The organism is Snodgrassella sp. W8124, assembly GCF_016100875.1.
Classification (GTDB): Bacteria; Pseudomonadota; Gammaproteobacteria; order Burkholderiales; family Neisseriaceae; genus Snodgrassella; species Snodgrassella alvi.
Genome location: NZ_JACFRP010000002.1, coordinates 260,717 through 275,430, shown reverse-complemented (window position 1 = coordinate 275,430; position 14,714 = coordinate 260,717). Strand labels below are relative to the sequence as shown.

The 14,714-nt window shown below is 42.1% G+C and carries 3 protein-coding genes; 2 read left to right on the top strand and 1 reads right to left on the bottom strand.

Going from position 1 to position 14,714, the window contains the following annotated elements; translation table 11 throughout:
- Positions 1–27: 27 nt before the first annotated feature.
- A complete protein-coding gene (locus H3U73_RS09140; RefSeq protein WP_157784911.1) occupies positions 28–621 on the bottom strand; it encodes a DUF2975 domain-containing protein in 594 nt (197 codons plus the stop codon).
- 603 nt (positions 622–1,224) lie between these two features.
- Between H3U73_RS09140 and H3U73_RS09135 the strand changes: the two genes are divergently transcribed.
- Positions 1,225–2,142: a DMT family transporter gene (locus H3U73_RS09135; RefSeq protein ID WP_198190424.1), complete on the top strand. Its 918-nt coding sequence runs from the start codon at positions 1,225–1,227 to the stop codon at positions 2,140–2,142.
- Positions 2,143–3,664: 1,522 nt separating this feature from the next.
- The gene (locus tag H3U73_RS09130; protein ID WP_198190423.1) at positions 3,665–13,753 is read left to right on the top strand and encodes an ESPR-type extended signal peptide-containing protein; all 10,089 of its coding nucleotides are present in this window, start codon (positions 3,665–3,667) and stop codon (positions 13,751–13,753) included.
- The last annotated feature ends 961 nt before the right edge of the window (positions 13,754–14,714 follow it).

Genomic DNA, 14,714 nt, shown 5'->3' with positions numbered 1-14,714 from the left:
TATTCTAATCGGCACATTAAACTCCTGTTAAATAAACTGCTTATTTTCTTCTGCAATCTGGCATGCTTTTTTTAGTATCTGACCGATAATCATAATACTGATAGAAGGGAATAACAGAATTAAATCACTACTTTCAAATGATATCGAAATATACCGATCCGGAAAATGATTATTAAGCGTTAAGATAAACGATAGCAGAGGCTCTGAGAGCAGTTGTAAAACCTCCCAAATCACCAAAGCTTTACCAAATGCATAACAGTAATTTGCTGATTTCACAGAAAAATAATCTGCTTTACTGTAGCTTAAAAACAGCAATCTGAGCTGAACGAAACCATAAGCCAGAATCGCAATGATTATGGTATCAATTAAGGTAGCAGAAACTGCCTGCCATAGAGAAAGTCTGGATATATCAATATCAGCATTACCATCACCCATACTATGAGTAATAAAAAATGAATATCCTCCGGAATTCAGTCCGATATTATGAATATCAAAAAAATAAAATAATAAAGGAGATATCATTCCGATACCTATACAGAATATAGGAATCAGGGTTAACTGAGACATTAATTTGCAATAACGGTTCAATCGGGAATGTGTTTCAAGCCTTACAGTGTTCATGTTTAGTACCTTTTTATAAAAATATAAAAACCAGACATACAATATCATGTAAATTTAAATTTAACAATAAAAAATTAAAATAAAACGATAATAATTTATTATATAAAATTAATTATTATAATTATTCTTCAACCAGATAAAACAACAGCCGGCTTTTATATCTAAAATGAACTAAGCCTGTTCCCTGCTGATACAGAATTAATCTTCAAATAACCATTAAACCGTTACAGAATAAAACAATCATTTAAGTGGTCGGTTGCATTATCAAATGTTATAAAAATAATCAGCACCGGCGATGATAAATATATTGATTTGACATAATCGGTATAAAAACCAGATTAAAGTCAGTAAAAACATTTCTGCTCTGACTATTATTCAGTAAATACAAATTCAGAAACCGAGAGATGGGACAGGCAATCAAGAATTCTTAAAAGTATAAAAACAGACTTGTTAAACAGTATAGAATATTGGCTTTAGCATATGATTATTTAATTATCGTGTCAGATAGCTACAAGTTTGAATGAATGATCGAAATCTGATTCTGAGTTTAGTCAGCATATTCGAAATCTGCCATGTGGAAAGATTTATCGGAGAAAGTTCATAATGCCTAAAGCCTTAGCCGGAATTTTATTTGCACTATCAGCAGCCGCACTAAATGGTTCTATAGGTATTATCAGTAAATTACTGATGGCCAGTGGATTGAATCCTTATGAAATAGCGTTTTATAAAACGTTTCTGGCTTTTGTTTTTGTTTCACTACTCTTGATACGTACTCCATTTGCCCGGCAAATTCAGATAGTTGCCCCTGTATCAGATAATAATATAAAAATCTGGATGCATATTGGTCTGTGTGCTCTGTTTGGAATATTTACTTTGTTTTTCTTTGAAACAATCGCTTACGGGCATGGCAGTGCGGCGAATGTAGTCGTAATACTCATGGCTTCCGCTACGATAGCTGCATTAGTTTTCGGCTGCTTATTATTAAATGAAAAAATTAAAATATCAGCCGTTTCCGGTGTTGCTGTTGCAATCGCCGGCATTAGCGTTATTTCATGGTCCGGGCAGGCCTCATTATTATTATTGATATTTGCCAGTGCCGCAGGAGCCGGTTACGGGCTGTTTAGTGTATTGGTTAAGAAATTCGGTTTACATGGTGGTATTTATCTGACCAGATTTTTATTATTGTTTGGTCTGATCTATCTGGCTATACCCTATTTAGCAACCTTCCGGCAAAATCCTTTTGATTTTCACTGGCAAACCGTCGCAGGGCTGATAGCTTTGGCCATTTTACCTACTATTCTGGGATTTTACTGTACTACCAAAGCGCTTGGTTATTTATCCGCTGCTCAGGTTCAGGTAACTGAATTAGCTGAGCCAATATTTGCCATGCTGATGGGCTGGCTGATTCTGTCTGAATTACCTGACTATGCTTTTTTCCTCGGTGCTCTGTTAATTATTACCGGTATTATGCTGATTAATGATGTATTGGGTTTATTAAAAACTTATTTTTTAAAAGAATAAAGATCAGCAAAAGGTAATCACTCTTTTGTTAGTTATCATATCTTTAATCAAAAAATCTGCAATGCTGATACTCTGGCAGAAAATACACTATTCATAATTCCACCTTTAATATATTTTTTATTGATGTTTTATACCATTCACTTTTATTTATCACCCTGAAAACTAATTTTCTTTAAAGATAAAAAAGCAATCTATAATAGAATTAATTCAGCCAAAAACTAAACCCGTTGATTCATTCTAATATATAAATTAATTTTGATTTGCAATGTACAGATTTAATGGATTTCTCCCGCAAGAATTAAAATTCGTTCTGAAGAAATCTGAAAAGTTACACTCTTATAATATTAATCTATGCTATTACAAATAAGATATTGAACCAAACGGAGCGGTTTAATATCATAATGCTGATTATCTAAATAGCATTATGATATTGATAAACGTATGGATACCTTATTTAATATACCACAAAGAACATTAAACGAATTTGATGATATATCATAACTTTTCATTGAATATCGAGCATTTTATGGTATTAAGGATTGTCAATCTGAATCAAAAGAATTCATTAAAGAAAGATTGATAAGCAATGATTCAATCATTTTTCTAGCCTACGATAATTAAACAGCATATGGTTTTATACAGTTATATTTTTCATATTCTTCTTTAGCTATATCACCCACTATCATTTTGAATGATTTATATATTATAAAAAGCGACAAAAGATGCGGTGTTGACACGCAATTAATGGAAAACTAAGAAACTTCGCTAATAATTCTGTATATAACGGCATTCCATTATGCACATCAATCGATAACTTCAAAGCCAGAGCTCTGTATGAAAAGTCAGGTTATAAAATTGATGATCAATTTGTTTACTATTTTTTAAAGCCAGATAAGAAATGAGATATGAAAATTTATGATTTAGCCGGCTAATTTGTTCGTCTTACTTTCTTATCTCTGCTGATTTGGATTTATGTTTTCTTAAATCCAAATTATTTTTTATCTTTAATATCCGTTTTAAATAATTTGCAAATATCAAATATTTCTTTTTCTATCATTCACGGCCATAAAATGACATAGTTTATTGTTTCTCTCTCATATTTATTCTTTATTTTATTTTTTACATTAAATTCTTACATTTAAAGTTAATTATAAATAAGTACATTTATATTTTTTTATGTTAATTCTATATATTTAATATTAATTATTCAGTTTGCTCATACCTTTGTATTAAAAAGTTACAAGATTAAGTTAATCATTTATCTATTCTGAAAATATTAATAATTAATAATTAAGAATTTATAAGCTTTTATTTTTCAAGCGTAATCTTTTTCATTAATTGGATTTAACGCTGGGTAAACCTTTGTCATTGTTTATTCCGGAAGATTATTTCCTGAGTCGGCTATCTGCTGATACAGCCGTCAAGATAAGCAGATATTTTACAGCCGGGTAAGCAGATTCAAATTGTAGTACAGGGGGTTGGATTGTTGGTTTTGTAACTTTAATCAATCAGGAGAAAACCTATGAACAAGGTTTATCGGAATGTCTGGAATGAAAATACCCAAACATGGGTAGCCGCATCAGAGCTGGCGAATAGTAAAACCAAATCAAATACTGTTTGTGAACAATCAATAGTTAAAAAAATTATTAATAAGCTAGGACTGAAAAAAATTGTTAGCGTAACAATAACAGCGCTGATTTTAGAATGGCAGGCAATTGCTCCAGTATATGCAGCTAATGCGGCAATTGTCGGCGGCAATAACAGCGGTACAGTTTGGCCTGGTGGCGGCTATCAATATGGCGGCCATGGTAGCATGGTATTCTCGGGTGATGACGACCATTGTGGTGCAGACAGAGTTAATGGTCGCAGAACCGTTTCAGACGGCATTACAGCAAAAGATGAATACTTACGTTTCATTAGAAATACTGCGTTTGGGACCAGTCATCCATACGGAAGCGTAACTTCTAACAAAGCAGAAGCATGGAGTGATGAAGGTAAGACCGATGGCGGAACCGGTTATCAGGCCGCCCCTACCGGCGGTGATAACAATGCAATGCCTGTAGCTTATGGTATTTATTCTTTTGCCTATGGCTGCGGTTCTTACGCTACCGGGAATTATTCCACTGCATTCGGAGCTAACGCAACTGCAACTGCGGGCGGAGCAATGGCTTTCGGCGTAGCATCTCTGGCTTCCGGCGCTGCATCAATTGCCTTTGGTATAAGCTCTCAGGCAACTGGTATTTCCAGTGTGGCTCTGGGCTCTATGGCTTCTTCAAATGGTACCGGCAGCGTAGCAGTTGGTTTAAGCAGTGCTGCAAATAAAGATGCAGCGGTTGCTTTGGGTGCGGGTGCAACTGCATCCGGTAACAGCAGTGTGGCAGTCGGTAATGCAGCACAGGCAGTTGGCGATCAGAGTATCAGTATTGGCGCGGGTAATCAGGTCAGCGGGCGTAAATCCGGGGCAATCGGCGGTGTACAAAGCAATGCCATTTTCAAGGATGGTGAAATAATTGCAGCCCCGAGCAACCCAACCAATATTACCGGTAACAACACTTATTCTCTTGGTAACGAAAACGGCACAATTGCTGTTGATGATTCTGGTGTTTTCGGTAATAAAAATACCATTAGCGGTACAACTGAAGGCGTAAATAATATCCGTATTGTTGGTAATAACAATACTGTTAGTTCAGCCAAAGATTTGGTTTTTGGTAATGATAATACTGTTAGTTCAGCCAAAGATTTGGTTTTTGGTAATGATAATACCGTCACGGCCACTCGTGGCCTGATTCTGGGCAATGATAACACGGTTAATGCCGATCGTGGCTTAATTATTGGTAATAACACAAGTACAGGTGCCAATGCTACTGATGCAATTGCTATTGGTAATTCTGTCAGCGTTAGCAATGCCAGTGGTATTGCAATAGGTACCAATGCTACGACTATTGTAGACACAGGTGTCGCTCTGGGCAGCGGATCAGTTGCCGATATTGAGAAAGGAAAAACCGGCTTTGACCCTACTGGTACAAATTCTGCTGCGAATAATCCGACCTGGACCAGCACCGCAGGTGCTGTTGCTATTGGTAATACAGGCAGCGGAATAACCCGTCAGTTAACCGGTCTGGCAGCAGGTACAAACGATACCGATGCGGTGAATGTGGCACAGATGAAAAATCTGGCCAGTGTTACAACCACTGGTTTAAGCTCGTTGTCTACTGCTGTAAGCAAAGTCGGTGATATGAGCAATGTTAATAGTAATATCAGCACACTGAACAGCAATGTTTTAGCTTTACAGTCTGATGCGCTGCAATGGAAAAACAATGCCGATGGTTCCGGTGCCTATGATGCCAGCCATGGTACTAATCAGGCGCAGAAGATTACTAATGTGGCTGCCGGTCAGCTGGCAGACGATTCTACTGATGCAGTCAATGCCAGCCAGCTTTATCAGGTATCTACTTCTTCTGCTTCCGGTATCACTTCTTTATCCACTGTTGCTCTTAGCACTACCGGTAAACTGAATACGGTAAGCAGCAATGTTTCTGCTTTGCAGTCTGATGCACTGCAATGGAAAAACAATGCCGATGGCTCTGGTGCCTATGATGCCAGCCATGGTACTAATCAGGCGCAGAAGATTACTAGTGTGGCTGCCGGTCAGCTGGCAGACGGTTCTACTGATGCAGTTAATGCTAGCCAGCTTTATCAGGTATCCACCTCTTCTGCTTCCGGTATCACTTCTTTATCTACCGCTGCTCTTAGCACCACCGGTAAACTGAATACGGTAAGCAGCAATGTTTCTGCTTTGCAGTCTGATGCACTGCAATGGAAAAATAATGTTAATGGTATTGGCGGCTTTTATGATGCCAGTCATGGTACTAATCAGGCACAGAAAATTACCAATGTAGCTGCCGGTCAGCTGGCAGACAATTCTACTGATGCGGTCAATGCCGGTCAGCTTTATCAGGTATCCACCTCTTCTGCTTCCGGTATCACTTCTTTATCTACCGCTGTGAGCCGTGTCAGTGATATGGCCAATGTGAATGGTAATATCAGTACACTGAGCAGCTCTGTTGCTGATTTAAAATCTGATGCACTGCAATGGAAAAAGAATACCGATGGTTCCGGTGCCTATGATGCAAGCCATGGTACCAATCAGGCGCAGAAGATTACCAACGTTGCAGACGGTCAGCTGATAAATGGTTCTACTGATGCGGTTAATGCCGGTCAGCTTTATCAGGTATCTACTTCTTCTGCTTCCGGTATCACTTCTTTATCTACCGCTGCTCTTAGCACTACCGGTAAAATGAATACGGTAAGCAGCAATGTTTCTGCTTTACAGTCTGATGCGCTGCAATGGAAAAACAATGCCGATGGTTCCGGTGCCTATGATGCCAGCCATGGTACCAATCAGGCGCAGAAGATTACTAATGTGGCTGCCGGTCAGCTGGCAGACGATTCTACTGATGCTGTCAATGCCAGCCAGCTTTATCAGGTATCTACTTCTTCTGCCAGTGGTATCACTTCTTTATCTACCGCTGCTTTAAACACCACCGGTAAACTGAATACGGTAAGCAGTAATGTTTCTGCTTTACAGTCTGATGCGCTGCAATGGAAAAAGAACACAGATGGCTCTGGTGCCTATGATGCCAGCCATGGTACTAATCAGGCGCAGAAGATTACTAATGTGGCTGCTGGTCAGCTGGCAGACGGTTCTACTGATGCAGTTAATGCCAGCCAGCTTTATCAGGTATCCACCTCTTCTGCTTCCGGTATCACTTCTTTATCTACCGCTGCTCTAAACACCACCGGTAAACTGAATACGGTAAGCAGCAATGTTTCTGCTTTGCAGTCTGATGCACTGCAATGGAAAAATAATGTTAATGGTATCGGCGGCTTTTATGATGCCAGCCATGGTACTAATCAGGCACAGAAAATTACCAATGTAGCTGCCGGTCAGCTGGCAGACAATTCTACTGATGCGGTCAATGCCGGTCAGCTTTATCAGGTATCCACCTCTTCTGCTTCCGGTATCACTTCTTTATCTACCGCTGTGAGCCGTGTCAGTGATATGGCCAATGTGAATGGTAATATCAGTACACTGAGCAGCTCTGTTGCTGATTTAAAATCTGATGCGCTGCAATGGAAAAAGAATACCGATGGTTCCGGTGCCTATGATGCCAGCCATGGTACCAATCAGGCGCAGAAGATTACCAATGTGGCAGACGGTCAGCTGATAAATGGTTCTACTGATGCGGTTAATGCCGGTCAGCTTTATCAGGTATCTACTTCTTCTGCTTCCGGTATCACTTCTTTATCTACCGCTGCTCTTAGCACTACCGGTAAACTGAATACGGTAAGCAGCAATGTTTCTGCTTTACAGTCTGATGCACTGCAATGGAAAAACAATGCCGATGGCTCTGGTGCCTATGATGCCAGCCATGGTACTAATCAGGCGCAGAAGATTACTAATGTGGCTGCCGGTCAGCTGGCAGACAGTTCTACTGATGCAGTTAATGCCAGCCAGCTTTATCAGGTATCCACCTCTTCTGCTTCCGGTATCACTTCTTTATCTACCGCTGCTCTAAACACCACCGGTAAACTGAATACGGTAAGCAACAATGTTTCTGCTTTACAGTCTGATGCGCTGCAATGGAAAAAGAATACCGATGGTTCCGGTGCCTATGATGCCAGCCATGGTACCAATCAGGCGCAGAAAATTACCAATGTGGCTGCCGGTCAGCTGGAAAACGGTTCTACTGATGCGGTTAATGCCGGTCAGCTTTATCAGTTATCCACCTCTTCTTCTACCAGCTTTAACTCATTGTCTACCATTGTGAGCCGTGTCAGTGATATGACCAATGTAAATGGTAATATCAGCACACTGAGCAGCTCTGTTGCTGATTTACAGTCTGATGCGCTGCAATGGAAAAATAATGTCAATGGCTCTGGTGCCTATGATGCCAGCCATGGTACTAATCAGGCGCAGAAGATTACTAATGTGGCTGCCGGTCAGCTGGCAGACAATTCTACTGATGCAGTCAATGCCAGCCAGCTTTATCAGGTATCTACTTCTTCTGCTAGTGGTATCACTTCTTTATCCACTGTTGCTCTAAGCACTACCGGTAAACTGAATACGGTAAGCAACGATGTCTCAGCTTTAAAATCTGATGCATTGCAGTGGAAAAGTAATGTAGACGGTAGCGGAGCTTATGATGCCAGTCACGGAACTAATCGTGCGCAGAAAATCACCAATATTGCTGCCGGTCATATAGATGAATACTCTACTGAGGCAGTCAATGCTGCTCAGTTTTATCAGCTATCTACTTCTTCATCTACCGGACTGAGTACATTATCATCCACTTTAAATCGTGCTGGTGATCTGACGAATGTTAACAGTAATATCAGTACATTAACTACTAAAGTGAATGATTTGGTTATTGATGCTCTGCAATGGCATGGAAATGCAGATGGTTCTGGTTTTTACGATGCCAGTCACGGAACCAACCGTGCGCAGAGAATCACCAATATTGCCGCCGGTCAGGTTAATGAACATTCTACTGATGCGGTCAATGCTGCCCAGCTCTACAGCTTATCCACAACGACTTCAACCAGTCTGAGTAATCTGAATGAGGCGGTAGCCACTACTGGTAATATTGCCAATATCTCTCATAATGTCAATGTCTTAAATGACCATGTAAGCACTCTGCTCAGTGGCGCGCTGCAATGGAAAAGTAATGCTGATGGCTCAGGCTTTTATGATGCCAGCCACGCAACAAGTAATCCGCAGAAAATCAGTAATGTAGCAGCTGGTGTACTGGATGAGCATTCTACTGATGCAGTCAATGCCGCTCAGCTCTACAGCTTGTCTACAATCACTTCGACCAGTCTGAGTAATCTGAATGAAGCGGTAGCTACTACTGGTAATATTTCTACTGTTGCCAGCAATGTTTATGTTCTGAATACTCAAGTTAGCTCTCTGCTTAGTAATGCGTTGCAATGGCATGGAAATGCTGATGGTTCTGGTTTTTACGATGCCAGCCATGGAACATCCAGTCCTCAGAAAATCAGTAATTTAGCGGCCGGTGTACTGGATGAGCATTCTACTGATGCGGTTAATGCCGCTCAGCTCTACAGCTTGTCTACAACCACTTCAACCAGTCTGAGTAATCTGAACGCAGCGGTGGCCAATACAGGTAATGTTACCAACATCACTAATAATGTTACTCAGCTAATGGCTGATGCCCTGCAATGGAAAAAAAATACCGATGGCTCAGGTGTTTATGATGCCAGCCATGGCACCACTCAGGCGCAGAAGATTACTAATGTGGCTGCCGGTCAGCTGGAAGACGGCTCTACTGATGCGGTTAATGCCAGTCAGCTTTATCAGTTATCCACCTCTTCTGCTACCAGCTTCAGCTCACTGTCTACTGTTGTAAGCCGTGCCGGTGATCTGACCAATATCAATGGTAATATCAGTACAGCAAACAGCAATATCGCTGCTTTACAGTCTGATGCGCTGCAATGGAAAAAGAACACCGATGGTACTGGTGCCTATGATGCCAGCCATGGTACCACTCAGGCGCAGAAGATTACTAATGTGGCTGCCGGTCTGGTGGAAGACGGTTCTACTGATGCAGTTAATGCCAGCCAGCTTTATCAGGTATCCACCTCTTCTGCTTCCGGTATCACTTCTTTATCTACCGCTGCTCTAAACACCACCGGTAAACTGAATACGGTAAGCAGCAATGTTTCTGATTTACAGTCTGATGCGCTGCAATGGAAAAACAATACCAATGGCTCTGGTGCTTATGATGCCAGCCATGGTACTAATCAGGCGCAGAAGATTACTAATGTGGCTGCCGGTCAGCTGGAAGACGGCTCTACTGATGCAGTTAATGCCGGTCAGCTCTATCAGTTATCCACCTCTTCTGCTACCAGCTTCAGCTCACTGTCTACTGTTGTAAGCCGTGCCGGTGATCTGACCAATATCAATGGTAATATCAGTACAGCAAACAGCAATATCGCTGCTTTACAGTCTGATGCGCTGCAATGGAAAAAGAATGTCAATGGTAACGGCGGCTTTTACGATGCCAGCCATGGCACCAGTCAGGCGCAGAAAATTACCAATGTGGCTGCCGGTCAGCTGGAAGACGGCTCAACTGATGCGGTTAATGCCAGTCAGCTTTATCAGTTATCCACCTCTTCTGCTACCAGCTTCAGCTCACTGTCTACTGTTGTAAGCCGTGCCGGTGATCTGACCAATATCAATGGTAGTATCAGTACAGCAAACAGCAATATCGCTGATTTACAGTCTGATGCGCTGCAATGGAAAAAGAACACCGATGGTACTGGTGCCTATGATGCCAGCCATGGTACTAATCTGGCTCAGAAGATTACCAATGTAGCTAACGGTGATCTGACGTATAACTCTACCGATGCTGTAAATGGCAGCCAGTTATCTACTACTAATTCCAATCTGAGTATCGTTTCCAGCTCAGTACACAAAGTGAACGATACAGTAAACAAACTGGAAAAAGACAGCTTGCAATGGGTAGAGGAAGAGAATGGCAACAGTTATTATGATGCCAGCCATGGTGTTACCAATGCCCGGTATCGAATTACCAATGTTGCAAACGGTTCACTGGCACCTGATTCATCAGATGTAGTGAATGGCAGCCAGCTATATACTACAAATTCTAGTATTAATGCTGTATCCACTTCGGTAAATTCAGTAACTGCTGCTGTAACCAGACTGCAGGACAATACTCTGCAATGGAATGGATCTGCCTACGATGCCGGCCATGGTTCTACTATGGCGCAGAAAATCACCCGCGTAGCCGAAGCTGATTTAGCCCCGGATTCCACCGATGCAGTCAATGGCAGTCAGCTAAATCAGACTAATTCGAGGGTAGGCAGCTTAAGCTCTACAGTGGCGAATCTGAATGATAGCCTGAATAAGACCAATACGCGGATTAACAGTATTGCTGAATCCACTTCCAGAATTTCCGATAATTTGTCTTCTGCTACAGATAGAATCAATACTCTGGATCAGAATGCCCTGCAAATAAATGGTGAAAATTATGATGCAAACTACAAAAAAATCACCAATATTACAGGCGGAAAAATTGAACTGGGTTCAAATGAGGCAGTAACAGGCGGTCAGCTGTTTACCACCAATGATAAACTCAACACCGTTTCCTCCTCTGTAGGTAATCTGACTGGCAGACTGAATGGTGCTATTGACCGTCTGGATACAGTTTCCGGCGCAACAGCTACGCTGTCGACCAGCTTAGCAGAGGTTAATACCAGCATCAGTACCCTGCGACGCGATGCACTGGGTTGGAATGATAATGCTTATGATGCCAGCCATGGTTCCGGCGCTGCCCAGAAGATTACTAACGTAGCCAACGGTACAGTGAGCAATAGTTCTACCGATGCCGTTAATGGCAGCCAGCTGTATAATCTGTCCACCTCACTGAGCAGCAGTCTTTCCACTGTGACTGCCGGTAACAATACCGGACTCTCTACTACCAATAGTAATGTTTCTACTTTGTCTAGTAGTCTGAGTTCTGCTGTGAATAACATCAGTAATCTGCAACGCGACGCACTGCAATGGAATGGTAATGCTTATGACGCCAGCCATGGCTCCGGCGCTGCCCAGAAGATTACTAACGTAGCCAACGGTACACTTAGCAGTGGCTCTACCGATGCCGTTAACGGTGACCAGCTGTATAATCTGTCAACCTCACTGAGCAGTAGTCTTTCCACTGCGACTGCCGGTAACAATACCGGACTTTCTACTACCAACAGTAATGTCTCTACTTTGTCTAGTAGTCTGAGCTCGGCAGTGAATAACATCAGTAATCTGCAACGCGACGCACTGCAATGGAATGGTAATGCTTATGATGCCAGCCATGGTTCCGGCGCTGCCCAGAAGATTACCAACGTGGCTGCCGGTCAGCTGGCAGACGGTTCTACTGATGCAGTCAATGCCGGACAGTTATACAGTATTTCGTCTTCCATCATTAGCAGTGTATCAAGCTCAGTTGATCAGGTAGTTACTGAGAGCAGGACAACGATAGAAACGATGAACAAAGATATCAAAGCTGCTCAGGATGATATTAAAACTGCTCAGGATGATATTAAGACCTCAAAACGTTTGATTGACGAATTGCAGAAGAACTCAGTGCATTTTGACGATGGTACAACAGCCTTCTCAAATCAGCTGACTCGTGAAGCAAGCAACGAAAGAACCATTAGTGGAGTTGCAGACGGACGAGTAGACGCAACGTCTAATCAGGCAGTAAATGGTCGTCAGCTCTATTCGCTGTCCACTTCCACCTCAACCAGTCTGTCCAGCCTGCAGGATCAGCTTCACCTTGCTTCCGGCACCATACCGGCAGGAATATCCACAACATTGAGCTCATTACAGCTTAATGCCCTGCAATGGAACGGTTCAGCTTATGATGCCAGCCATGGCTCCGGCACTGCCCAGAAAATTACCAATGTTGCTTCTGGTGATACAGGCCAGAATTCAACAGAGGCAGTGAATGGCAGCCAGCTGTGGCAAATGAAAAATGAATGGAAACAGGATTTACAAAGTCTTTCCAGCTCAGTGGATAGCAAGCTGGCACAAAACAGTGGTGGCGGTAATGCTTCTGCGATCAATGAAGCAACTGAAAAAGCCAATCAGGCTATTTCGGATACCCGGAAACTGTCTGCTTCAACAGCTGATGCCCTGTCTGCAGTAGCAGCCAGCCTGGGCGGTAATGCCAGCTACAACCCGCTCACCAGAGCCGGCACAGGTGGTTTCACTGCACCAAGCTATACAACCAGCAATGCTGATGGTACTGCGGTAACAGCCAATAATGTAGGCGATGCCATTAACAATCTGTATAACGGCGGCAGCAAATATGCAAAAGTTAATTCCACTCAGGCTGTGGCTTCAGCAAGCGGAAGTGATGCTATTGCTGTAGGCGGTGCAGCAGCTGCCAGTGGTAAGGCTGCTGTAGCTATTGGTTCACAAGCAGCAGCCAGTGCAGAAAACGGCGTAGCTATTGGTAATCATGCCAGCGTTACTCAGAATGGCGGAATTGCGCTGGGTGCCAACTCTGTGGCCAATACGGCAGCAGGTATTAATGGCTACATTCCGGTTAGTGCCACAGCACAACAGGCAAGAGCCATTCAGGCAACCACCAGCACTCAGGCCGCTGTGTCTGTGGGTGACGCCGCCAATGGTGTTTACCGTCAGATTACAGGTGTCGCTGCCGGTACTGCCGACACCGATGCAGTCAATGTGGCACAGCTGAAAGGTGTTAATGCCCGCATGGAAAATATCAACCGCTACGTCAATGATGTTAACGACCGCGTACATCGTGTAGAACGGCGTGCCTATTCCGGTACTGCTCTGGCCATGGCACTGTCTGGTGCTTATCTGCCGCAGTTAAATGCCGGTGAACAGACAGTAGGTGTAGGCATGGGTTCATATCATGGTTATGCTGCAGTTGGTATTAACTACAAAGCCACAAACAATACCGGTAAGTTCTCATGGGGTGCAGGTGTCTCCACTACCGGACGTGAAACCGGCTTTAATGCAGGTATAGGCTATAAGTGGTAATCATCAGATAAATAGCTTCAAAATCGGGCATACCAGTGTATGCCCGATTTTTTGCTGAAAATAACAAATAAAAGCATTGAGAAATTACATTATCCTGATACTAAAGACTGAATGATGAAATACCAGTTTTTTTAGTTATATCAATTCGCTTCTAATACCAATAAAACAACACTTTAAAAATAAAACTGTTAACCATTAAACAAAAAATATTGCAAATACACTAAATCGAAGAATATGCAGCCGGTTTCTGTTTATTATCCATTTATATTATTCAATAGTCATCACAGCCTGTTCAGCGAATATGGCTGCAGTTAAAGATATTCTGTCCTGTATACAATAAGTAATTACACAATCGTCTGCTTAATCTCGCATTTATCATAAAAATATGCAAAATACATAACAGCCGGCAATACATGCCAAAAAAATAAAAACTGGCTTTTCAGTCATAAAACAGACTTAATAATCCGGATAAACAAACCATTTTTACCCGGAATGAAAATGCATATCAGATAACTCATACATATATATGAGTCAATAATTGACAGTTCCCTGCTTTAGCGGCAAGATAAAGACGTTACGTTCAATAGCGTAACCAGCTTTGACAGGCTGAACAAAGAGGCAGACTTTTTGCTACTTACCAAAAAAGTAGCGTTGGTCTGTAAAAACCCATTGCCACCGCTTTTTTTCATGGTGGACAGTGGCAGGGAGGCTTTACGCCTACCGGTATACTCTTTGTCGGTCTGTCAACCCTGCCATTTGTCTGCCGCCATCTGTGTTTAACAGCACACTTGCGGTCTCATGATTAAAGAGAAGGGCAATGATATGAACATCTACAAAGCAAATCTCCCCTTTCAGAAACCACAATCTAACCTGTTTGTCCAAAAACTACTGACAATCAGGTGTCGTCCTGATACACAGATATACTACATACTTCATACAATTACTCATTCAGCATAAAATA